The following is a 23,251-nucleotide window of genomic DNA, read 5'->3' as shown; positions in this document are numbered from 1 at the left end:
GTCCGAACCGGACATCAGAAACCCACCCTCGCCATGCTTTTCTTCTGCTGTAAAGAGATCAGTTGAAGCGGTTCATCACCTGAAGGAACGCTTCGTCCTTCCACGCGTCCACCGCCTCTGCAGCACGATCTGCTGCATCCTCCACTTTCTGGAGATCCTCCGGCGAAAATCTGCCAAGGACGTAGTCCGGCACGGGAATTCCCGGTGAGGGACGGCCGATGCCGATCCGAATCCGGTTAAACTCGTTGCTGCCGGTATGTTGAATAATCGATTTTAATCCGTTATGTCCGCCGTGTCCGCCCTTTTGACGCAGACGGATACGCCCCGGTTCCAGATCCAGATCATCATAGATCACCAGCAGGTTCTCAATCGGTATCTGGTAATACTGCATGAGCGGCGCGATCGATTCTCCGCACAAATTCATGTAGGTAAGCGGCTTTAGCACGAATAATTTCTCCGTACCGTTCCTTTCCACTCCATACACACCTTTAAACTTCTGTTCGTTCAAGTCAAGCGACCATTTGTCCTGCAGCCGGTCGATCACATCGAAGCCGATGTTGTGGCGGGTGCGTTCGTACTTGCGGCCGGGGTTCCCCAGTCCGACGATCAGTTTCATGCTCGTTGCTCCTTCATGCTCTTCCTGTTTTCTGCGCCGGAACAGTTTATCCAGTAACTTCATCCTGTTCCTCCTTCGCGTTGCCTAAAAAAATCCCCCACGGCATCGTGGAGGATATATGTGTCGAAGCCGGAATCCGGCTGAAGGCAGGCTTCCGGCTTCTCCACGTGCAGGCGTTGTTTAGAACCTGTCTTTCGTGTTATTCGCTCTTTTCTTCAGCGTCTTCGGATGCTTCGTCTTCTTCAGCGTCAACAAGCTCCGGCTCTTCGTCTGTTTCTACTTCCGGCTCTTCCGGCTCTTCGTCCGGAGGCGTGATGGAAACGACAACCTCGTCCGGGTCATTGTTAAATTCATACTTCTCACCGGCCGTCAGGTCACTGACAGACAGAGAATCGTTCACTTCCAGCTTCTCCACGTCCACTTCGATCTGGTCCGGGAGCTCCTGCGGAAGGGCACGTACAGAAAGCTCATATACAGCCTGCTGCAGAACGCCTCCGTCTTTTACGCCCTGTGCTTCCCCGAGGAGGGAAACCGGTACGTCTGCGTCCATTTCCACATTCATGTCTGCAGCGTAGAAGTCCACGTGCACAACTTCGTTCTTCAGCGTGTCATACTGCAGGTCATAAATCATAACGTCTGTCTTTGTACCGTCGATGTCCATCTTAAATACGCCTGTTTTACCTTCCTGACGCATTGTCTTAATGAAATCGATCGAATTCACGGAAACAGCCTTGCTTCCGAATTTCTTACCATACACAACAGCCGGGATATTTCCCTGCTGACGAATTTTTGTTAGACGGGATCCGCGAAGATCCTCTCTTACCGCGGCTTTCAATACAGTAGCCATCTCAAAATCACCTCAATAGTTTTTTCAGATCCTAAATGCACCTTCCCCAATTATAGAACAATGAAACGTCTTTTTTCAAGGGGAGATGCCGTATCAGTCAAACAAGCGGCTTACAGAACGCTGTTCATGCACGTGCACGATCGCTTTTGCGATCAATGGTGCCACCGACAGCTGCTTAATCTTGCTGATTCTCTTTTCGTCCGGAAGCGGGATGGAGTTGGTGATGACAAGCTCTTCCAGCTGCGAATTTTGGATGCGGTCGATTGCCGGACCGGAAAGAACCGGATGGGTGCTGCACGCATAGACAGCCTTTGCTCCGTTTTCGATCATCGCGTTAGCTGCAAGCGTCATCGTCCCCGCTGTATCGATAATATCATCGATAATGATCGCTGTCTTCCCTTCAATGTTTCCGACGATGTTCATCACTTCAGACATGTTCGGCTTCGGACGCCTCTTATCGATGATGGCGATCGGCGCCTTCAGACGGTCCGCCATCTTCCTGGCACGTACGACGCCGCCGTGGTCCGGTGACACGACAACAATATCGTCAAGCTGCTTGGCTTCAAAGTAATCTGCCAGAATCGGTACACCAACGAGCTGGTCAACCGGGATATCAAAAAAGCCTTGAATCTGTGTCGCATGGAGGTCCAGCGTGATGACACGGGTTGCGCCCGCTGTCTCAAGCAGATTGGCAACGAGCTTAGCCGTAATCGGTTCTCTGGAGCGGGCTTTTCTGTCCTGACGGGCATAGCCGTAATAAGGCAGCACGACGTTAATCGTTTTTGCCGAAGCACGCTTCAGGGCATCGATCATAATGAGAAGCTCCATGATATGTTCATTCGCCGGTGAGGAGGTGGACTGGATGACGTAAATGTCACAGCCGCGGATGCTTTCCTCAATATTGATCTGGATTTCTCCGTCACTGAAGCGCTGCACGGAGCTTTTCCCTAACGGTACGCCGATCTTTTCCGTGATTTCATATGCCAGGTCCGGATTGGAGCTGAGCGTAAATACTTTTAACTTGTTGTCTGCATACTGAGCCATCCAAATGCCCTCCATTGTTATCTAGTCATCGTACTACGATCTGCGTGTATAGCCTTCTTTGTTCGTCTGACGCTGACGTGCGATCGCGAGCGATTCGCCCGGCACATCATCCGTAATCGTCGAGCCTGCTGCCACATAAGAGCCTCTGCCGACCGTCACAGGTGCAATCAGGTTTGAGTTGCAGCCAATAAATGCATCGTCTTCAATCGTCGTCAGGTGCTTGTTCTTACCGTCGTAGTTCACCGTAATCGAGCCGCAGCCGACGTTGACGCCTGCTCCGATGTCTGCATCCCCGAGGTAGCTCAGGTGGGAGGCTTTGCTGCCGGTGCCCATACGCATTTTTTTCAGTTCGACAAAGTTTCCGACACGAACCTCATCTTCCAGTGCCGTTTCCGGACGGATATGAGCGAACGGTCCGACAGCTGCTCGACTGCCAATGCTGCTCCTGTGCACGACAGACTGGCGGATAACCGTCTCGTCTGCGATGCGGCTGTCACGGATTTCCGTATGCGGTCCGATCTCACAGCCGCTCCCGACTTGTGTATCTCCCTGCAGCATGGTACCCGGGTAAAGCACAGTGTCGCTTCCGATCATCACATCTGCCCCGATGTAAACCGAATCCGGGTCCGTGATGGTGACACCTTCACGCATCCAATGCTCATTGATCCGCTTTTTCAAATGAGCCTCTGCCTGACTCAGTGCTACGCGGTCATTGACTCCCATTGTTTCATGAAAATCGCTGCTCTGATGAGCAAATACGGCCTCCCCCTGCTCCTGCAAAATTTCAATTACGTCCGGAAGGTAGTATTCTCCCTGTGCGTTGTCGTTTCCGACGCGGCGCAAGGTATCGAACAATGCCGCATTATCAAAGCAATAAGTGCCGGTATTGATCTCCTGCACCTGCTTCTCCTCGTCTGATGCATCTTTCTGCTCCACAATTTTAACAACTTTTCCGGCACCATCGCGGATGACACGTCCGTAACCGGCCGGATTGTCCGCGTGAGCCGTCAAAATGGTCGCTTTTGCCTCCTTCGCTTCGTGGGCGTCGAGCAGATTCTGAAGTGTCTCCGCCGTCAACAGCGGCGTGTCTCCGCAGACGACAAGCGTGGTGCCGCTCTTGCCGCCCAGCTGCTCCTCCGCCTGCATCACCGCGTGTCCGGTACCAAGCTGCTCGGCCTGCAGCACGTAATCCGTCACACTGCCGAGCTGATCTTTTACCGTGTCGGCACCATGACCGACAACCGTTACCATTTTTTCGAGACCGCACTGCTGAAGCTGATCGGTCACATGCTGGACCATCGGCTTGCCGCCGACAGGGTGAAGCACTTTGTAAAGACTGGACTTCATTCGTGTGCCTTTTCCGGCGGCCAGAACGACCGCAAATCGATTTGTCATAGTTAGGTACCCTCCACGGCCTGAATTTCCTCTATGAATATATCTTATATCCGGCTCCATTTCAAGAGAACGCGGGCTTTTCACCCATGCTGAAAAAGCCCGGTACATTCTGCATCCGGACTTTCTGTTTATATGTTTGAAAAACGACTACGATGTGCCGGCCTCTTCAAACGTTTCTGCATTCTTCCCGGCTTCGTCGTAAGCTTTCAATACTGCGTGCTGAATTTTTTCGCGGGTTACTGAAGATATGGGATGGGCAATGTCGCGGAACTCCCCGTCCGGAGTGCGCTTACTCGGCATCGCTACAAATTTCCCGTTGTTCCCATCAATGACACGGATATCATGTACGACGAATTCCTCATCGAATGTAATCGAGGCAATTGCCAGCATCCGTCCCTCCGTTTGCACCCGGCGAAGCCTGACGTCCGTCACTTCCATGTCTGCCACCACCTTTTCTCTATATTTATTATTTATAACTGCCTGCTGGTAATACTTCTGGAAGGAGTATTTGAAATCCTTTTTATTTCACAAAAAAATTTACATATTATGACGACTTGTAAAACAAGACTTCAGCATCTCCGCTGATACCTGCATCCGATTCCGGCGTATCCCTGCCACGCGGCATGTTAAAAAACGCAGACGACCAAAAAACAGGCTGAGCCTGTTTTTATGAGTCGAATATGCTGCCTTTACGGACAGTGATTTTCTTCCCTCTTGCATCGACCTTATCGAGCCGGGCAAGGGAGACATAGTCATTCACGAGTTTTTCGTGCTCATGTACTGCTTCCATCAGCACGCCTGCACCGACTACTTCTGCCTGGAACTCTTCTGCAAGATCCATCATGCCGCGGATCGTGCCGCCTGCTTTCATAAAATCATCGATGATCAGCACACGGCTGCCTGCTTCCAGGCTCCGTTTGGAGAGTGACATCGTCTGAACCCGGTTGGATGAACCGGAGACGTAGTTGATGCTGACGAGGGAGCCTTCCGTCACCCGCTGTTCGTGCCGCACAATGCTAACCGGCGCACGCAAATGTGAGGCGACGGCATAAGCAAGCGGGATGCCCTTTGTCGCCATCGTCATTACCGTATCCACCTGTGCTTTTTCATAGCAGGAGGCAAAAATACGTCCCAGTTTCTGCATCCACTGCGGATCCCCGATGATGTCCATCATGTATAGATAGCCGCCGGGCAGCAGACGGGACGGTTCTTCCAACCTGCTGCACATCTGCTCCACGGTGTGGACCGCTTCGTCACTTCCCATCAGCGGTATGTAAGTTACGCCGCCGCTTACCCCGGCAGAGGTAGACAGCCTGCCGATCCCTTTTTGTTCAAATACTTCTTTAATAATGCCAATATCTTCACTGATTGAAGATTTTGCCGCACCGTATTTGTCTGAAAAAAACGTCAGCGAAACAGACTGATGCGGGTGCCGCAGCAGATACTCCGTCATATCCACCAGCCGGCCGCTCCGTCGGTACTTCATGCTGCCACCTCCTGTAAAACCCGAATATTCCAACTGTAATATACCATTTTTGTACGGGTTTCACAATATGAACTTACAGTTCGTGGCGCATTCCCATCATCCGGACCACGTAGACGTGGTCCATAAAGCCTTTCAATCCATTGTAAAGCCGATATGCCCGTGATTCGCTTTTAGCCAGTGCGAACACCGTCGGACCGCTCCCGCTCATAACAACACCGTCAGCTCCGTACTGCTGAAGCCGCTTTTTAATCACCTTTACTTCCGGCTCCAGTGAAAATGTCGCCGGTTCCATCACGTTTTGCAGCCGGCTGCAGATGCCGTAAAAATCCTGCTGCTCCAGAGCACGGATCATTCCCGCTGTATCCGGATGGTCCATCGTGTCCAGTCTGAGACGGCTGTAGATGTCTTTTGTGGAGACTCCCGCCCGCGGCTTAGCAAGAACGACCCAGCAGGAAGGCGGTGCCGGCAGAAATTCCAGCTCTACTCCCCTCCCTGACGCCAGTGCAGTTCCTCCATATACGCAGAACGGAACGTCGGATCCGATCTCCGCTCCGATCTCAGCGAGCTCCTCCATCGAGCAATTCAGCTCCCAGAGCCGGTTCAGCCCGCGCAGTACCGCTGCAGCGTCCGAACTTCCTCCTGCCAGGCCTGCTGACATCGGAATATGTTTATCTATGTAAATCCGTACACCCTTCGACGGGGCGTATCGCTCCTGCAGCTTTCTCGCCGCCTGCCAGGCATGGTTGGAATCGTCGAGCGGCAAATAACCGTTGTTCGATTCAATTCTTATCACCGGACGGCTGAGACTTGTGAGCTCAATCCGGTCTGCAAGATCGACTGTCGTCATCACCATTTCGACTTCATGATAGCCGTCTTCTCGTCTGCGAAGAACATCCAGCGTCAGGTTGATCTTAGCCGGTGCCTTCACCGTTAATGTATTCAACGTCCGTCACCTTCTTTAAGTTATCATTGATAGGCAGGAAAACCCGCCGCTGTACACGTACTGCTTTTGCTATTCTATCATTTACAGACGCGAAAAAGAACCGCCGCCACGAGGCAGCAGTTTACGACAAAAAGAAAAACTTATCCAGACGTTGCGTTCTGGATAAGCTTTTCTTCCGATGCATATGGGTCGTGCTTAAGCTTGTACGCCGTCAAGTTCACTGCCATCCGGAACGGACAGTTTGACTGTTTCGGTCAGTACATCTGTATAGCTGTAGGAAAGCCTCTCGATAGAATACTGCTCTTTATCGAGTTTTACGGTGAATACAGAAGGATAAATTCCTTCCAGCAGGCCGGAGCGTTCAATTGTCTTCTTCCGTCCGCCGTTCGCGTGAATCGTAATCTCTTTACCGACATTTGCTTCTAACGACTGTTTAATTTCCGCTAATGTTTTAGCCATCCACGACACCTCACTTAAAGTCATTATACCTGATAAGGTGCCCGTAAGTCAAATAAAATTTAAATTATAGCAACGCAGCGTCGGTGTGTCAACGAATAAATTCTGGCTTTTTTCACTTTTACAGGCCAATTCGAGTGCCGAAATGGTTCGCTTTTGGAAAAGACTGTGCAGCACCCAAGTCATTCTCTCTGTTTAAGTCATCAGAGAGGCGATGCAAAACAGCCAGCCGGAAACATCCGGCTGGCTGTCAGAGTGTTGATACATTCATTTTAAGTGAATAACGTTGCATCTGGCTGTATCTGCGGACACTCGCTTTCCGGAGGGAACGGGCTCAGCTAACCGATTCCTCCTGCTGTCGGAAGCGCTGGATCTTCGCCTCGTTCTGATCCTCCCGGAGTCGAGTTCCTTCGATGTCGGCAGCTGGCAGTGCGTTTCAAGTGCCTGGTTATGAATGCACGATCGGCTTCCACACATATGAACCTTCCCTATGCGACGTTTCGATGTTGAATAGGGATGCCAATTCTTCCTACAATTCAGTATAAAAGGTAAAAAAAGCGGTCGCACCTGCCTGTCGTGACGTTGTTCTCCATGAATCAGAGCCGTTTCCCCGATGTGTCCGGCGAGGACGCCCGTGGGATCAGCGCAGTCTGAAGATTCCGTGCCGTTCAGATCTGCGAACGGCATCAACGCACGAGCGGAGCCGGACTGGGTCTTAAAGGCTTCTTGTAAGAAGCCTGTGTCCGAGTGAAGCCGTGCCTTTCTTCCCTTCATACAGGGTCGCCCTGAGAAATAGCTGAAGGCCAGCCCACGGCAGGCTCGGTAAGCAGAGTGGAAATACAATCAAACGAATAAATATGTAAGTTGAAAGACTTTTTCAACAGCCTGACAGCCAGCCGGAAACATCCGGCTGGCTGTCACATGATTCAGATTCGAAAAAAGGTACTTGTCAGAGCAGCAAATTCCTTCATCATAAGCGTTTCAGCCCGGCGTGCTCCGTCGATTCCGATTCGCTGAAGCGCTTCGGCGGTTTCCTGTTTGCTTAGTTTATCCTGAAAATGCTTGGACAAATTATTTAAGAGCGTTTTACGCCGCTGGACGAACGACGCCCGCACGAGTTCAAAAAAGAGAGCCTCATCCGCAACATCAACCGGCGGTTTTTCCCGTCTCGTCAGCCTTAAAATAGCGGAATCGACGTTTGGAGGCGGCATGAAGACCGTTCTTGGAACAGTAAATACCGTTTCCGTATGTGCGTAATACTGGGCGGCGATTGACAGGGAGCCATAGGCTTTTGACCCTGGCGAGGCAGCGATTCGTTCCGCCACTTCCAGCTGCATCATTACGACCATCACCCTGACCGGTAGCTTCTCTTCCAGCAGCTTCATTAAAATCGGCGTCGTTACGTAATAAGGCAGATTGGCGATGACAGCGAGATCCTGCCCCGGAGCGAATGATTCGCTGATCCGCTTGTGCAGATCTGCCTTTAATACGTCCTCATTCACAACACTTACGTGCGGATAAGGAGCCATCGTCTCGTTCAGAATCGGCAGCAGACGCTGATCGATTTCAAAGGCCAGCACGTTCTTCGCTTTTCTCGCTGACTGCTCCGTCAGTGCCCCGATCCCGGGACCGACTTCTATCACACCCGTCTCTTCCGTTACGCCGGCAGCATCAACGATATTAGCCAGCACATTCGGATCGATCAGAAAATTCTGTCCGAGGCTCTTTTTAAAGCGAAAGCCGTGCCGCTCCAAAATGTCCTTCGTTCGTTTCGGTGTTGCGATATCTTTCATCATGGTTGGTCGTCCTCCAGCTTTGCCGCCGCTTCGTAAAATTCACGGCGGCTAATTTGAAACTGTTCCAGCCGCTTCAGCAGCTGTTTGCCATTGGCGTAGCCGATGTGCAGCGCTTCACCGAGCCTTCTTCTTTTTTCCTTTGCCCCGGGTCCCGCAAGAAGTCCTGCCTCATGCAGTTCCAGCCAGCCCGGTGTTTCTTCGCGGACCTCTTCAGGAATAGCCGTACGAACTTCCCGCAGTGCTTCCAGCAGCGCCTCTTCGCTGGCATGCTCAATCCCTACCTTCCGCTTCGCGTGATCGACGGCTTCAGCTTTTGGCAGGAAAGCATGGCGGCATCCCGGCACAGCTTTATCGATCATATGGCGGATTTTCTGGCCTGGATAGTCCGGGTCTGTAAAAATAATGATCCCGCGGCGCTTTTGCGCTTCACGAATTCGCGCCATCGTTTCCGATGTCAGACCGGTTCCGCCTGTTTCAATCGTCGTACAGTCCAAAAACCGCTTTAGTCTGTGCGTATCGTTTTTGCCTTCCACAACGATGATTTCCTTTATTTGCACGCTTGTCGTCCTCACTTCCATCACTTTTATCTTTATTCATTCTACACAATTTCCGTGCTGAAACAAGCACATCCGCTATTTCCGCTAATTATTTCCCGGGGAATAAACGTCGGCTGCCTGCATTGTCTGACACGCAGAAAAGGGCTGATCCGCGGATGAACACAACCGCAGCATCAGCCCTTTCTTATCAATCGACCACGCGTACTTGGACGCTCTGCCTCCCAAAGGAAGTAGCACTTCCCCGGTCGGACATGAAAATATCGATTTTGTTTCCGTTAATCGCGCCGCCGGTATCGGCAGCCGTAAACGTTCCGTGTCCCTTTACTTCTACTTTGGACCCGAGCGGAATAACCGAAGGATCAACGGCAATCACATTGGCATTCGGATTCGCATTCAAGTCCACTCCCGTAGCGGTCACTCCCGAGCACCCGTTGCAAGATGCCGTGTAAGCAGTAGCCTGGAAGGATTTCCAGCTTCCACCCGAGCTTTCCGATTGAGAGCTGGCACTGCTGCCGGAGCTTTCGCTTTCAGCAGAAGAACTGCTGCCTTCGGATGATGAATTGTTATCCGAAGATGAGGAGCTGTTAGCTGAAGCTGTCTCGCTGGAGGATTCGCTCTCGTCTGCTGCAGGCGAACTCTCTTCAGATGCTTCTGATCCTGTGGAAGCTGACGATTCTTCTTCCGCAGGTTCTTCCGTGCTTTCGTCGGAGGCCTTAGAGCGTCCCCGTGATACAGTTTCTGACTGTTCCATCGTCCCGATCGCAATCACCCGGTCGCTGCTCTCTTCCACGACTTCTTCGTCAAGCAGCTCGCGGGAGACTTCCTCACCGTCCTCTACCAGCACTTCATATGTCTTCTGAAGGGTTCCTCGTTCACCCTCCTGTTCGACTCGTTCCGTTCCTGCTTCAAGGGAGTCATCGTTTTCCCTGACTGTTGCAAAGGATACCGATTCTTCCACGGTTTCCGTGATCTTCTCCACTCTCGTGATCGTTACATCGGTTTCAGCAGTTAATGTTTCGTCTATTTCCGGCTCTACTTTATCCAGCTCGCCGATATCGATATTCTGTGCATCCAGAACAGCTTCCACGGTTGCGGCTACTGTCCATATTTGAGCTGATTCTCCATCATGTTCTACCGTTACCGGGAAAGCTTCTTCGTATGCAATGGTCATGCCGTCTTCAATTTGCGCATGCAGAGACGGCTCCACTTCATCGTGAGAGGAAACCGCGATGTCCAGCTCTTCCATCAGTTCATCGACGGTATCGACTGTCGTCCATACGTCTTCCTCGCTCCCATCCAGGGATACGTTCACGTGCTGTGCAGGCATGTACTCTATAATAAGGCCCTCTTCTACTTCAGCAGCCAGCGGCGGTTCTACGTCATCGTGCTTAATCGTGTCAATGTTCTGTTCTGCCAGTACGTCCCCGACTGTTTCGGCGTGTGTTTCCACCGTAAACGATTCTCCGTCGGCTGATACCGTTACTTCTGTCTTCGTCACATCGTAAATGACGACCGTAAGCAGGCAGAGGACAGCAATTATTCCAATGTTTGCGGTGAGGTCCGACTTTCGTACGATATGTACAAAAAACGACTTAATCCTCTCAATCATGGCAAACCCTCCTTCTAAGACGCAGATTATACGCACGCCCTTAAAACGTGTCAAACGAATATCCTAAATAAACGTCATCGAATAGGATAACATCCGCCGTTTTGCATGATAAACAGCGCGCCCTGCCTGCAACGAACGTCTTACTTTACAGTTTCGTTACAAATCGCTGAACCGCCGCTCACAGTAAGCTTTCATCGATGTTTTCATGTTCTTTCACGCCGGGGCTCCCTTTGCTTAATCAGGGGTATTTTCTGCTCTCGAGCGTCCGTTTGAGCTGCTTCAACAAGGTAATTTGTCATATGCTTAATGATGATTAAATGGTTTCTTTATTTTATCCTGCCGTTTTTCTCCGTTTTGGACGTTCCGGACGCCGGACGCTCATGCAAAAAGCCGCCTCTTGAAGAAGAGGCGGCCCAGATGTGCTACAAGTGAAACAATATTTCGGCATTTTTCGTCGTTTGTGCTGCAAGTTCTTCATAGGTGACACCACGCAGCTCGGCAAGCTGTTCGGCAACAAGCTTCACATATGCCGGTTCATTTCGTTTGCCGCGGTAAGGATGCGGTGCAAGATAAGGAGCGTCGGTTTCGATCAGAAGCCGGTCGTCCGGAACGATTTTCGCGACTTCCTTTGGTAGCTTCGCGTTTTTAAAGGTGACCGGTCCACCGAATGAAATGTAAAAATTCATATCGAGACACGCTTTTGCCATCTCCTCATCGCCCTGAAAGCAGTGCATGATACCGCCTGCTTCCGCGGCCTCTTCTTCCTGCAAGATCGCCGTGATGTCCTCGTGAGCTTCGCGGTCATGAATAATGAGCGGCAGCTTCACTTTCTTTGCAAGTGCGATCTGCTTGCGGAACGCTTCCTGCTGTACGTCATGCGGAGATTTGTCCCAGTGATAATCAAGTCCCGTTTCTCCAACAGCAACGACTTTCGGATGCTTCGTCAGTTCTTCCAGCCAGGCAAGCTTGTCATCGTCGAAATCGACAGCGTCTACCGGGTGCCAGCCGACAGCTGCATACAAAAATGGATACGTCTCAATCAGCTCCATGGCAAGATTGATTGTCTTCGTATCAAATCCGACAACGACCATTTTAGCTACGCCTGCTTCCTTCGCCCGCTGAATGACTTCATCCGCGTCATCAGCGAACTGATCGGCATTCAAGTGGACGTGCGTATCGATCAGCATGAGGTGCCCTCCTTTCATTCTCGCTATTTGACCTGGGCGCCGTTCGGCAGTGATTCCGCTACGGTTGCCAGCGTCAATGATTTGTCATGGGAGCCGGCAAGGATCATCCCCTGAGACAATTCGCCCCTCAGCTTCACCGGCTTCAGGTTCGTCACACAGATCACTTTACGGCCGATTAACTCATCCGGCTCGTAGTGCTTGGCAATCCCGGAGACGACCTGACGCTTTTCATAACCGAGATCGAGCTGAATTTTCAGCAGTTTATCTGCTTTCTTCACTTTTTCTGCTCCGATTACCTCTGCTACGCGCAGATCCACCTTGGAAAAGTCATCGATTGTGATTTCATCTGATTCGGGAGCTTCCGGCAGTTCTTCTTCCTTCGGCTCATCTGCTGCTTTCACCGTGCCGCCCATCATCTCCACGATCGCTTTGACTTCTTCTTCAAAATCAAGGCGCGGGAACATTGGTTCTCCCTTTTCAATAATGCGCACACCCTGCTTGAGACGCCCCGGCGTCCGCAGCGTATTCCATTCCATCAGCTCCTCCGGAATAGCGAGCTGGCGTCGGATGTTTTCCGGTGTTTTCGTCAGGAACGGGCGCAGCATAATGGAAATATGGCGGATCGATTCCGTCAGATGATGCAGAACGGAACCGAGCTGCTCGTTTGCCGTTTCGTCTTTGGCAAGAATCCAAGGCTGTGTTTCGTCAATATATTTATTCGTACGGCTGATCAGCTGGCCGACTGCTGTCAGTGCAACAGAAAACTGCATGTCTTCCATCGCATCTTCCACTTTATCTGCCGTTGCATCCATCAGCTCGACAAGCGGTGCATCAAAGGATGTCGCATCTTTTACGTAGGGAGGCAGTTCTCCGTCGAAGTATTTGTTAATCATGGCAATCGTCCGGTTGACGAGGTTGCCTAGATCGTTCGCCAGATCATAGTTAATCCGGTCCACAAATGCCTCCGGCGTAAATACACCGTCAGAGCCGAATGGCACTTCGCGCAGCAGATAGTAGCGGACCGCGTCCAGACCGTAGCGGTCAATCAGCGGCACCGGATCGACGACGTTGCCCTTTGATTTAGACATTTTCCCGTCCTTCATCAGCAGCCAGCCGTGACCGAACACTTTTTTCGGAAGCGGCAGGTCAAGTGCCATCAGCATGATCGGCCAGTAAATCGTATGGAAGCGGACGATTTCTTTCCCGACAAGGTGCACATCTGCCGGCCAGTGGGACTGGTACAGGCTGTCATCCTCTGTTCCATAGCCGAGCGCCGTAATGTAGTTGGATAGCGCATCGATCCACACGTAAACAACGTGCTCCGGATTACTCTTCACGCTCACGCCCCAGTCAAAGGAGGTCCGGGACACAGCAAGATCTTCCAGGCCAGGCTTGATAAAATTGTTGATCATTTCATTTTTACGTGATTCCGGCTGAATAAACTCTGGATTTTCCTCATAATACTTCAACAGCCGGTCTGCATACTTGCTCATCCGGAAGAAATACGACTCTTCCCGCACTTTTTCCACCGGATGACCGCTGTCCGGACTTTTTCCGCCAACGATATTTCCAGCTTCATCGTATTCTTTTTCCTCAAGCTGCAGTTCCGTGTAAAATGTTTCATCTGAGATGGAGTACCAGCCCTCGTATTCATCCAGATAAATATCGCCCTTCTCCAGGAGGCGCTCGAAAATATCTGCTACTACTTTTTTGTGGCGCTCTTCTGTCGTTCGAATGAAGTCATCATAGGAAATATCCAGCTTGCCCCACAGATCGCGAATATCTTTTACAATTCCGTCGACGAATTCCTGCGGAGTCACCCCGGCTTCTGCTGCTTTTGTTTCGATTTTCTGACCGTGCTCATCCGTACCGGTTAAATACCGGACATCATAGCCCCGCAGCCGTTTGTAGCGGGCCATTGCATCACCTGCCACCGTCGTATAGGCATGTCCGATATGCAATTTCGCGCTTGGATAGTAAATTGGTGTCGTAATATAAAACGTCTTGTTTTGATCCGTCATAGTGATAGTCTCCTCCTTCAATCATGTTTCGCCGCAGGCATACAAAAAAGCCCCCGCCCCATACACTGGGACGAGAGCAAAAGCCCACGCGGTACCACCCGGTTTCACCGGCTCAACAACCGGTCTCGGTCGAACTGCGACTGACAGTTCTGCTGCGTAACGTGCAGCGGACGTGCAGGCCTTACGATTGCGCGCTCGACCATACAGCCTCTCCCGGGACCATGTTCAAAAGACCTTCCGCACCGGTTCTCAGCTTCCCCGGCTCTCTGCAAGCGGACGGCGGCTCTCTACTCATCCCATCATTGAAGCATATGCTTATCCTCTCTGCAATATACCGAATGGGTGGTCCTCTGTCAACAGAATCGCGCGGTATACAGGTTTTTTCCAATTCGGACCCGGGAGGTATCTGATATTTCGCCCCGCTAAATATTGTACAAAGTTTGTACATTCTTTATAATTAAAAATTTTTTCTTGCATTTTTGTTAGATTCTTCCCTTTTTAGGGTATAGTACTTTACGTGACACCAGATGTCGAATTAAGTCGACAATCGAAAGGAGGGGCAGGCAGCGGTTTTGAGAGTCTGACAAACTGCTTCCAGTGAAACCTGCTTCAGAGTAAAGTCAAACGCCATATAACAAAAAACTTATTTCCTTTTTATATCATTTTAATTGACTTCATTTGGAAGTGTTGGTATTATACTCTTAACAGAATTTTGTCGAATCATGACGTTTCGAGACTTCTGGGAAAACACACAGGATTACAGAGAGGGGTATTAATATGAAATCAACAGGTATTGTAAGGAAGGTTGATGAACTGGGCCGCGTCGTCATTCCTATCGAGCTTCGCCGTACACTTGATATTGCTGAAAAGGATGCGCTGGAGATTTACGTGGATGATGACCGCATCGTTCTTAAGAAGTACAAGCCAAACATGACATGCCAGGTAACTGGTGAAGTTTCTGATGACAACCTTTCCCTTGCGAAAGGCAAAATCATCCTCAGCCCTATGGGTGCTAAGGAGATCATCAAAGACCTGGAAGAATATATTTCCAAGCAGGAAAATTAATCATAAAAAACACGTCCGTCTGGTAAACCAGATAGACGTGTTTTTTTGTGTCAGAGAGTTTTCCTGCTTATCGAGTCACTTCCACTCCGTGCTTCCCCATTATTGAAATGAAACGTACCGGTAACCAAAAGCAGCTGCTTCCGTCTTTTATATGGCTCCTGTATCGTGATAAGCTGCATACACGTCGCGCTTCGGCATGCTCCGGTCCACGGCTGTTTGTTTGATCGCCTGCTTAGAAGAGTGGCCTTTTTCGATATGGTGCTCGACGTGCTGCTTCAGCGACAGCTCCTGCCACCATTCCTTTCCGGCAGCGGCCGCTTCCTCTTCATCCGCACCTTCGATCAGTATCACGCACTCTCCTTTGATTTCTGTATCAGCCGCCCAGGCTGCAAGCTCCTTCAGCGTGCCGGTGACATATGTTTCAAACTGCTTCGTCAGCTCACGTCCGATAGCTGCACGGCGGGGCCCGTAAACGTCAAAGGCTGCCTGCAGCATCTGGTCAAGCCGGTGCGGCGATTCATAAAAAATCAGCGTAGAGCGCGCGGTCCGCCATTCTTCAAGCAAATCAGTGCGTTTTTTCTTCTTGCGTTCGGAGAATCCAAGAAACGTAAAAGATGTCGTCGGAAGCCCGGAAGCAGTCAGCGCGGTTACAGCTGCGCTCGCTCCGGGGAGTGCGGTCACTGTCAGCCCTTCCTGCCGGCAGGCGTCAACTGCCGCCCACCCCGGATCGGAAACGCCCGGCGTTCCAGCATCGCTGACGAGTGCGACTTTTTTGCCGCTGCGAACTTTTTCCAGCAGCTCCTCGAGCCGGGTACCACTGCTGTGTTCATGAAAACTAATCAGAGGCGTCTCAATTTCATACACGTGACACAGCTTCCGCGTGTGCCTCGTATCTTCTGCTGCAATAACGTCCGCTTCTTTCAGCTCGCGCACAGCACGAAACGTCATATCCTCTAAGTTGCCAATAGGCGTCGGCACGAGAACCAGCATGCCGCCATCAGCCTGATAGGTTCGCTGTTCATGCATGAAGACCTTCTCCTTTCAAGACGTACTTGTAAAACGCTGGTTCGTACTCTCCATTTTCCTGATAAACGGTCCATGGATGTTCAACCTTCATACCCGGAGCCCCGTCTTTCACAGCCTCCACAAGTAAAATATTCGCATCCCGTCCCGGCTTCGGATGAATCAGCTGCACCCGCTTCGGCTCCAGGTTCACCTGCTGCATGGCTGCAAATAATTCCGCCATCCGCTCCGGACGGTGGACAAATGCGGCTTTTCCTTTAGGACGGACTAGCGCTGCTGCTTTCGCTGTCACTTCCTGCAGTGAACAGGCCACCTCGTGACGCGCAATCTGCTTCGCTCCTGCTTCCTCCAGCGGCTGTCTCATTTTTGGCGCCGCAAAATACGGAGGGTTGCACGTAACCAGATCAACCGGTCCGTCGACGGCAGGATTCAAAGTGAGAAGGTCGCGTTCTTCCACCCGGATCTGCTCCTGCAGACCGTTTGTGCTGATCGAGCGTTCCATGAGCCGGCACAGCTTCGGCTGCAGCTCCACTGCCCGGATGGCAGCCTGCGTTTTTGATGCAAGCAGCAGCGGAATCGCTCCAGTCCCTGCACATAAATCAATGACAGACTCCGCTCTCGCCGCATCAGCAAACATCGCCAGCAGCACGGCATCCATTGAATACGTAAACACGTCCGGCCGCTGGTGGATGATCATGCCACCGGGCAGGTAGTCTGCTCGTTCCTCTGTTTTCGTCATCGTTCAAACGCCTCTTTCTTCTATAGTAACAGCTGCTTTCTGTTCTTGACGCTCGCTGTATGCGAAAAAAAACGTTCAAAAGCAGCGCTTCTGAACGTTTGCGTCATTTATTCCTCCCGGTTCAGGAAGGAAAGACAGAATAGACAGTCTCCCTCTTTGCGGATGCTTCCATAATGCAGGTTGCAGATATGGAATCCCTCCTGGTAAAGACGCGCCAGATTGTCATAGCCTTCGCCAAATCCCGGCTTCAGACGCGGACCGGCAGCGCCGACTCCTGCAGCCTCCGCTGCTTCTTCTTCCTGGTTCATCCGCTCCCGCAGATGCTCATTTTCCATCTGCAGATGCGTATTCTCCTCGAGAAGCAGCGCCAGCTGATCCTTTAATTCACCCAGCTCGTGATGGAGACCGCCGATGCGCTCTTCCATCTGGCTGACGCGTGTAAATATCTCATTTTTGTTCACGATGCGCACACCTCATTATTTCGTGGTTTCCGTGGCGATCGCTCCTTCTTCCAGGAGTTCATCCAGCGTGTACTCAATGACCTGCTTAGACTCGAAAATCTCGACCTGTACGAGCCGCTCCAGCATGTTCAGTCCGACGACCTTTCCTCGGCCGTAGCTCGTATTCAGCTTCTGATACAGATCAGGAAGCACCTTTTTCGCTTCCTCATACATATCGTTTTCATACTTCAGGCAGCACATCAGCCTTCCGCACAGTCCGGAAATCTTCGTCGGATTGAGCGACAGGTTCTGATCCTTCGCCATCTTGATGGAAACCGGCTCAAAATCACCGAGAAATGTCGAACAGCAGAGCATGCGGCCGCACGGACCGATGCCGCCAAGCATTTTCGCCTCATCCCGTACACCGATTTGACGCAGTTCGATGCGTGTACGGAAAACGGAAGCGAGGTCTTTCACGAGCGTCCGGAAATCGATACGCCCGTCCGCTGTAAAATAAAACAGTACTTTATTTCGATCAAACGTGTATTCTACATCAACCAGCTTCATATCAAGGTTGTGCTCCGTAATCTTCTTCAGGCAGACATCGAATGCTTTTGCGGCTTCCCGCCGGTTTTCTTCGATTGTCAATTTATCCTTATCCGTCGCCTTCCGCAGGACTTTCTTCAGCGGGAGAACAACGTCTTCTTCGGCAACTTCCTTAACGCCGATTACTGCTTTTCCGAACTCGACGCCGCGCGCCGTTTCGACGATTACGTAGTCATCCTTCTCTATATGAAAATCCCCGGGTGAGAAATAATAAATCTTCCCGGTTTTTTTGAAACGAACTCCGATCACCCGATGCACATTTATCCCTCCTGTAGACGAAGAAGCAGCTGTTCCATGAGCAGCTGCGGCGCTGCATTGGCATTAAGCCGGCGCCTCGCATCCATCACTGCCTGGAGGTTGTTACCGAGTTTCCCTTGAGAGAGCTGGAAAGCCTGTTTGGAGAGACAGTCTTCCTGATCGATAAACACAATTTGCTCGGACTGGCCGACCTGCATACGCAGAACGTCCCGGTACCAGAGCATGATCATATCCAGTGCGGTTTCCAGATCACGCCGTTCCGTAAAAAACGGCATCACCGTTTCATGCAGCGTAATATAGGAATCGCGCGGTTTACGGATAAGATCGTCAATTAATTGTATCACTTTCTCCCTCGCCTGTGAAATCCATTCCTCGTTAAAAAGCGCTTCGGCTTCCGCCAGATCAGACGTGAGCCGGGAAGCAAGGTACGCTTCCTTTTCCGGATAGCCTTTTCGGACAAGCTCCCGCGCAGCGGTTTCCGGGGGCAGCGGCACAAAGCTGAGCAGCTGGGCCCGGGACAGAATTGTCGGAAGCATGAGACGGGCGTTGACTGTCATCAAAACAGCGAGCGCCTCTCCGTCCGGTTCCTCCAGAAATTTGAGCAGACTGTTTGCTGCGCTGGCCGACATTTTATCGGCTTCTTCTACAAGATAAACTTTTTTGCCGGATTCCATCCCCCGCATGCTGAACTCCCGCTTCAGCTCACGAATCTGATCTACCTTGATCACGGCTCCGTCCGGACGAAGCATATGGACGTCCGGATGGCTTCCAGAGGCGGCCCGTCTGCATTCCGGGCAGGCCAGACACGGATCAGCTCCGCTCAGGTTCCGGCACAGAAACGCCTGGGCCGTAAGCTGGGCCGTAAGCTTTTTCCCTGTGCCGCGGCCCCCTTCAAAAATATATGCATGGGCCAGCCGGCTGCGGCGGATGCTGTTCTGCAGCACGCGCGTCACAGCCGGCTGTGTCTGTTCAAGCTCCTGCCAGTGCTGCATGGCTGTCTCCTTTACTACTAAAACTTCTCGAACCGCTCAACAGGGAGTATAAAGACGGTCGCACCGCCAACCTGCACTTCCACCGGATACGGCACGTAGGAATCTGCATTTCCCCCCATTGGAGAGATCGGCGCCACCAGCTGTTCTCTCGCCTTGCAGTTTTCTTTTATCAGTTCCAGAACAGGCTGCACCTGATCATCTTCCACACCAATCATAAAAGTGGTGTTCCCTGCTTTTAAAAATCCGCCTGTGCTTGCAAGCCTGGTCGCCTGAAAATCCTGATCCACCAGTGCATCCGAAAGACGGTTGCTGTCTTTATCCTGGATTACTGCAACGATCAGCTTCATAGTCATCTCCTCCATCGAAAGGGGTTATCCGTATTATAACAAGAAACAGCGGTTCAGGCGTGTGATTTGTGAGATTTACCGCTATCTGCCGGCAAGTTTTTTATGTATTTCCTCCCACGCCTTTTTCACTGTGAGGTCCGGCGTGCCCGAAGCGTCAATTTGTCTGATCCGCTCAGGCTCCTGCTGCTGAAGCTCCCGGTACATGCTGCGCACCTTTTCATGAAATGGCAGTGCTTCAGCGTCCAGCCGGTTGACTTCGTGTCCTCTGCCGGAGGAAATGCGGGCGAGCCCGATTTCAGGATCAATATCAAAATACAATGTCAGATCAGGCATGCGGCCTTCTGTCGCAAAGCGATTCAGTTCCTTTACTGCTTCTACGCCGATGCCCCGGGCATACCCTTGATAGACGAGACTGCTGTCGACGAAACGGTCGCAGAGCACGATCCCTCCCTTTTCAAGGTGTGGAAATACTTTCTCAATGAGGTGCTGCCGTCTTGCCGCGGCATACAAAAGCGCTTCCGTGCGGGGGTCCATTTCCGTGTGAGACGGGTCAAGGATAACGGCACGTATTTTCTCTGCAATCACGCTCCCGCCCGGCTCTCTCGTCGCCAGAACCTCCCAGCCTTCTCCTTCGAGCTTTTCCTTCAGAGAGAGCATCGCCGTTGTCTTGCCGGCACCCTCTCCTCCTTCAACTGTAATAAACCATCCGCTCACGCTGTTCATCCTTTCCTCTTTTCTGTTGTAAAGACGCGGAAGTGCTCCTCGTCCCCTTTTATGCGTATCCCTGCTTCTCGCAGCTGCAATAGCTTCTCGATATGCTGATCTGTAATCTGTTCGCCGCGGATCAGAAGCGGCACCCCCGGCGGATAGGGAATAAGGTCTGCTGCACTAATTTTTCCAGATGCTTCATAAATCGGACAGCTTTCAACGACGAGCTTTCCCATTTCTTCCTGCAAAAGAGCGGGCCGGCGCAGACGGATTTCCGGTTCTGCATGCTGAAAGACTGATGCATCCAGCGGTCCTTCGCTCAGCACCGGGAGCTTTTCTATCATGCGCTGAATGAGTCCGGCATGAAGCGGGAGGGTCAGCACGAGCAGCTCCGGCGTCCGGAGTTCGGCAAAAGCGTTCGCTGCTTCCAGTCTCCGCTCCATCGCAAAGGTACTCGTTTGATCGGAGGCGGCGAACACTGCCTTAAGCGGATCAAGGCGCCACTGGCCCAGCTGAACCGGCAGCAGCGGTGCTCCCGCCTGCCGGCAAAAAGCATGCGCGGCCGCTGCAATCTTATCCCACTCTTTGACGTCAGCGAGGAATGCCCGCGCCGCATCGAGCGAGGCCATGATTGGATAGGACGGACTGCTGGACTGAATCATCTGCAGCATCCGGTTCAGTGCCGATTCATCGACACGGCTGCTGCAGATATGTATCCACGCGCCCATCGTCAGAGCAGGAAGCATTTTATGCGCAGACTGAATAACGAGATCCGCACCTTGCTCGACTGCACTCTCAAAAAAAGGATGTTCCGCCCCCGGCAGAAAATGAGCACCGTGTGCTTCATCAACGATAAACAGCGCCCCGTACTTTTGGCATAAAGCAGCATGAGCATGAAGCTGCTGGGCATACCCTTCATAGGATGGGTTCGTTATCATCACTGCGACAGCTTCCGGCACTTTCGCTAACGCAGTCTCCAAAGCACCGGCCGGAATACCGAGCGCTGCTCCTGTTCTTGCTTCCTTGTCCGGTTCGATAAGCACTGCTTCTGCCCCCGCTAGCTCCAGCGCATGAAACACAGACTGATGACAGTTACGCTGCACGAGCACCGTTTCCCCGCGTGAAACCGAGGAAAGCACGGCAGCGAGAATGCCCGACGTAGATCCCCCGATCAGAAAACGGCTGTTTCTGCTTTTATACAGCCGGCTGAGCAGTATTTCTGCCTCCCGTATGACGCCTGTTGCATCATGTAAATCATCGAGACCGGTTATTTCCGTTTTATCAATTTGCATGACGGTCTCAAATATTCCTTCTGTCCCGGCCGGCAGCAGAGCTCCATTTTTATGCCCGGGAACATGAAAGGAATGATCCCTTCGTCTGCTGAGCAGTGCTTCTACTAAAGGCATCTGTGTCATCGTGCGGTCCTCCTGCTTTCGTCGCCCCGCTTGCACTCCTGTTCTGCCTCTGGTTAACTGGAGGAAACAGCTGTGAAAGGGGCCTTATGTGAAACGATATGCGATTTTATTTTTACTGCTGACGGTATACGCCGTCTTTTTTGCACCAGGTGAACAAAATGCAGACGATCCATTTCTATCTGCGATAATCGAAGGCCGTATTCAGGATTTGAATCCGCTGACGGTCGCTGTCTTTACGATGCTCGGCATTTATCCGCTGCTATTTTTGCTGCTGCTTATCCCAAAGGATACGAGACGCGTTCCGGCCTGGCTGTTCGCCTTGTTTTCATTCGGACTCGGTGCCTTTACCATTTTGCCATATATGGCCGTACGCGGCCGCGTCACACGGGAATCGCCTCGCGGCCCCCGCTTTCTCCAGCACGCGCTCACCCATCCGGCAGCCTATCTGCTGACGGGCGTCGCAGGTGCGGCCGTACTGCTCTCCGCACTTGCCGGCAGTATAACCGGCTATATCGACGATTTTCAGCAGTCTCATCTGGTGAGCGTCATGTCTGTCGACTTTCTTGTCGTCATCTGGCTTGCTTATGACATCTTAAAACGCGAATGGGGCGTAGGACGCTACGCGTGGCTCGCTTTCCTTCCGGCAGTCGGGCCGGCGGTACTTTTATGGATGAACCGCCAAAAGTCCGTCTAATCACGGTGCAGCTCATCTGACACCTTTTTGCCAAAGGCGCCAAGCTGTCCGTTCGCATAAGCACGAATCACTTCCGGCATAAGCGACGCAAGTGCCTGTCGGACGTACGGCTCCTCCCATCCCTCCTGCCGCAGCTGCTCTTCAAAAGCGGCTGCGGCTTTCACTGCTGTCTTTGTTGCAGTCCGGTTCAGCGTCTCCACCGTTTTTTCATCTCCGCTCATTACGTCCCCAAGTGTTTCAAACCTCTGCGTTAATTCCTGATCGGCAGCTGTATCCGGGGAAACAAACAGCACAGCTTCTCTCCGCTTTAGTGTTGCTGCGTGAACAACCGCCTTCATACCCGCAAAACGAAGCTGTGGGAACTGCTCCCGAAGTGTTTCGGTGTCTTTTGCAGTCGCCATGTTTACTAAGGTCGTGCTTCGCATGTCGAGTCCGCTGTTTTGCAGGTCATCGAGAAAAGGGCCGATGCTGTCGGCCGGCAAAGCAAGCACAAGGTAGTCAAGACGCGGCAGCTGCTCCTTCTCAATGCCGCTCGCTCCAGCTAAGCCCTGCACGGCTGCACGACGCCTGCTCTCATCGGGATGGTAAACCTCTGTTACCTGATCTTCACGATCCCAGCCGGTGAGAAGAGCTGTGCCGATTTTACCGATACCGGCAAGCCCCCATCGAGTTGTTCCGTTCATAGCTATTCCTCCCTTTGTCCATCATAGCGAATACAGCCCTCGGCATAAAGGTGTATGCGCGTATTTTCATAACTGGTTTTTGTTGCGGCGTTTCCTGTCACTTCGGTTATCTTTATCATGAGGCAAAAATGCGTATTTTAGTGAGGATTGCAGGAGGGAGAGCGTTAAAAGGAAGTAACAGAAGTATACGGGGATGTGATTCGTGCTCCGGAACGCAAAAAAAGAGGGTGCCGCCCGGGAACCAGGGTCTGGTTCCGGGAGACACCCTCTCAGGTGACCCAGCAACGTCCTACTTTCGCAGGGGGAGAGCCCCCAACTATCATC

General features: G+C 51.8%; 24 protein-coding genes. 2 read left to right on the top strand and 22 right to left on the bottom strand.

Features of this window, described 5'->3' with window-relative positions; genetic code table 11:
* Positions 1–58 precede the first annotated feature (58 nt).
* The 13 genes from pth to metG all read right to left on the bottom strand — a co-directional run bounded on the left by pth (position 59) and on the right by metG (position 13,957).
* Positions 59–616: an aminoacyl-tRNA hydrolase gene (gene pth / locus HCN83_RS15875; RefSeq protein WP_168009088.1), complete on the bottom strand. Its 558-nt coding sequence runs from the start codon at positions 614–616 to the stop codon at positions 59–61.
* Positions 617–815: 199 nt separating this feature from the next.
* On the bottom strand, positions 816–1,463 hold the full coding sequence (locus tag HCN83_RS15870) for a 50S ribosomal protein L25/general stress protein Ctc (protein ID WP_168009055.1): 648 nt from the start codon (positions 1,461–1,463) through the stop codon (positions 816–818).
* A 93-nt stretch (positions 1,464–1,556) separates the two neighbouring features.
* On the bottom strand, positions 1,557–2,507 hold the full coding sequence (locus HCN83_RS15865; RefSeq protein WP_168009053.1) for a ribose-phosphate diphosphokinase: 951 nt from the start codon (positions 2,505–2,507) through the stop codon (positions 1,557–1,559).
* Between the two features lie 33 nt (positions 2,508–2,540).
* A complete protein-coding gene (gene glmU, locus HCN83_RS15860) occupies positions 2,541–3,902 on the bottom strand; it encodes a bifunctional UDP-N-acetylglucosamine diphosphorylase/glucosamine-1-phosphate N-acetyltransferase GlmU (RefSeq protein WP_168009051.1) in 1,362 nt (453 codons plus the stop codon).
* A gap of 147 nt (positions 3,903–4,049) precedes the next feature.
* Positions 4,050–4,340: a septation regulator SpoVG gene (gene spoVG / locus HCN83_RS15855; protein ID WP_168009049.1), complete on the bottom strand. Its 291-nt coding sequence runs from the start codon at positions 4,338–4,340 to the stop codon at positions 4,050–4,052.
* Between the two features lie 229 nt (positions 4,341–4,569).
* Positions 4,570–5,388: a pur operon repressor gene (purR, locus tag HCN83_RS15850; protein WP_168009047.1), complete on the bottom strand. Its 819-nt coding sequence runs from the start codon at positions 5,386–5,388 to the stop codon at positions 4,570–4,572.
* Between the two features lie 73 nt (positions 5,389–5,461).
* Positions 5,462–6,331: a 4-(cytidine 5'-diphospho)-2-C-methyl-D-erythritol kinase gene (ispE, locus tag HCN83_RS15845; RefSeq protein WP_168009045.1), complete on the bottom strand. Its 870-nt coding sequence runs from the start codon at positions 6,329–6,331 to the stop codon at positions 5,462–5,464.
* 195 nt (positions 6,332–6,526) lie between these two features.
* Positions 6,527–6,790 carry a Veg family protein gene (locus tag HCN83_RS15840; RefSeq protein ID WP_168009043.1) on the bottom strand — a complete coding sequence of 88 codons (264 nt, stop codon included), beginning with the start codon at positions 6,788–6,790 and terminating at the stop codon, positions 6,527–6,529.
* A gap of 923 nt (positions 6,791–7,713) precedes the next feature.
* Entirely contained in the window at positions 7,714–8,580 is an 867-nt protein-coding gene (gene rsmA, locus HCN83_RS15835) for a 16S rRNA (adenine(1518)-N(6)/adenine(1519)-N(6))-dimethyltransferase RsmA (RefSeq protein ID WP_168009086.1), read from the bottom strand.
* Complete coding sequence (gene rnmV, locus HCN83_RS15830; protein ID WP_205774697.1) at positions 8,580–9,161, bottom strand: ribonuclease M5; 582 nt, start codon at positions 9,159–9,161, stop codon at positions 8,580–8,582. Before rnmV ends, rsmA begins: the two co-directional genes overlap by 1 nt.
* A 166-nt stretch (positions 9,162–9,327) precedes the next feature.
* Positions 9,328–10,749: a G5 and 3D domain-containing protein gene (locus HCN83_RS15825; RefSeq protein ID WP_168009041.1), complete on the bottom strand. Its 1,422-nt coding sequence runs from the start codon at positions 10,747–10,749 to the stop codon at positions 9,328–9,330.
* Positions 10,750–11,171: 422 nt separating this feature from the next.
* Positions 11,172–11,936 carry a TatD family hydrolase gene (locus HCN83_RS15820; protein WP_168009039.1) on the bottom strand — a complete coding sequence of 255 codons (765 nt, stop codon included), beginning with the start codon at positions 11,934–11,936 and terminating at the stop codon, positions 11,172–11,174.
* 23 nt (positions 11,937–11,959) lie between these two features.
* A complete protein-coding gene (gene metG, locus HCN83_RS15815) occupies positions 11,960–13,957 on the bottom strand; it encodes a methionine--tRNA ligase (protein WP_168009037.1) in 1,998 nt (665 codons plus the stop codon).
* A gap of 777 nt (positions 13,958–14,734) precedes the next feature.
* Here metG and HCN83_RS15810 point away from each other — a divergent pair.
* Positions 14,735–15,022: an AbrB/MazE/SpoVT family DNA-binding domain-containing protein gene (locus tag HCN83_RS15810; protein ID WP_090844546.1), complete on the top strand. Its 288-nt coding sequence runs from the start codon at positions 14,735–14,737 to the stop codon at positions 15,020–15,022.
* 147 nt (positions 15,023–15,169) lie between these two features.
* On the opposite strand, the gene rsmI is transcribed toward HCN83_RS15810, so the two are convergent.
* From rsmI to HCN83_RS15770, 8 genes are all read right to left on the bottom strand, one after another.
* A complete protein-coding gene (rsmI, locus tag HCN83_RS15805) occupies positions 15,170–16,048 on the bottom strand; it encodes a 16S rRNA (cytidine(1402)-2'-O)-methyltransferase (protein WP_168009035.1) in 879 nt (292 codons plus the stop codon).
* Positions 16,041–16,784, bottom strand: coding sequence for a tRNA1(Val) (adenine(37)-N6)-methyltransferase (locus tag HCN83_RS15800; protein WP_168009033.1), 744 nt, complete (start codon positions 16,782–16,784; stop codon positions 16,041–16,043). Before HCN83_RS15800 ends, rsmI begins: the two co-directional genes overlap by 8 nt.
* A 107-nt stretch (positions 16,785–16,891) precedes the next feature.
* Entirely contained in the window at positions 16,892–17,245 is a 354-nt protein-coding gene (gene yabA / locus HCN83_RS15795; protein WP_168009079.1) for a DNA replication initiation control protein YabA, read from the bottom strand.
* A 15-nt stretch (positions 17,246–17,260) separates the two neighbouring features.
* The gene (locus HCN83_RS15790; RefSeq protein ID WP_168009031.1) at positions 17,261–18,088 is read right to left on the bottom strand and encodes a regulatory iron-sulfur-containing complex subunit RicT; all 828 of its coding nucleotides are present in this window, start codon (positions 18,086–18,088) and stop codon (positions 17,261–17,263) included.
* 2 nt (positions 18,089–18,090) lie between these two features.
* Positions 18,091–19,080: a DNA polymerase III subunit delta' gene (gene holB, locus HCN83_RS15785; RefSeq protein ID WP_168009029.1), complete on the bottom strand. Its 990-nt coding sequence runs from the start codon at positions 19,078–19,080 to the stop codon at positions 18,091–18,093.
* Positions 19,081–19,097: 17 nt separating this feature from the next.
* Positions 19,098–19,427 carry a cyclic-di-AMP receptor gene (locus HCN83_RS15780; RefSeq protein WP_168009027.1) on the bottom strand — a complete coding sequence of 110 codons (330 nt, stop codon included), beginning with the start codon at positions 19,425–19,427 and terminating at the stop codon, positions 19,098–19,100.
* Between the two features lie 81 nt (positions 19,428–19,508).
* Positions 19,509–20,141: a dTMP kinase gene (gene tmk / locus HCN83_RS15775; RefSeq protein ID WP_425483636.1), complete on the bottom strand. Its 633-nt coding sequence runs from the start codon at positions 20,139–20,141 to the stop codon at positions 19,509–19,511.
* A 5-nt stretch (positions 20,142–20,146) separates the two neighbouring features.
* Entirely contained in the window at positions 20,147–21,550 is a 1,404-nt protein-coding gene (locus HCN83_RS15770; RefSeq protein WP_168009023.1) for an aminotransferase class I/II-fold pyridoxal phosphate-dependent enzyme, read from the bottom strand.
* Between the two features lie 88 nt (positions 21,551–21,638).
* Between HCN83_RS15770 and HCN83_RS15765 the strand changes: the two genes are divergently transcribed.
* Positions 21,639–22,244: a hypothetical protein gene (locus HCN83_RS15765; protein WP_168009021.1), complete on the top strand. Its 606-nt coding sequence runs from the start codon at positions 21,639–21,641 to the stop codon at positions 22,242–22,244.
* On the opposite strand, the gene HCN83_RS15760 is transcribed toward HCN83_RS15765, so the two are convergent.
* Entirely contained in the window at positions 22,241–22,927 is a 687-nt protein-coding gene (locus tag HCN83_RS15760; protein ID WP_168009019.1) for a hypothetical protein, read from the bottom strand. The genes HCN83_RS15765 and HCN83_RS15760 overlap by 4 nt on opposite strands.
* Positions 22,928–23,251 lie beyond the last annotated feature (324 nt).

Origin of the sequence: Alkalicoccus luteus, assembly GCF_012034335.1 — a bacterium.
Taxonomy (GTDB): Bacteria; Bacillota; Bacilli; order Bacillales; family Salisediminibacteriaceae; genus Alkalicoccus; species Alkalicoccus luteus_A.
Note: the sequence above shows the minus strand (reverse complement) of the source record. Positions and strands in the feature narration are given on the sequence as shown.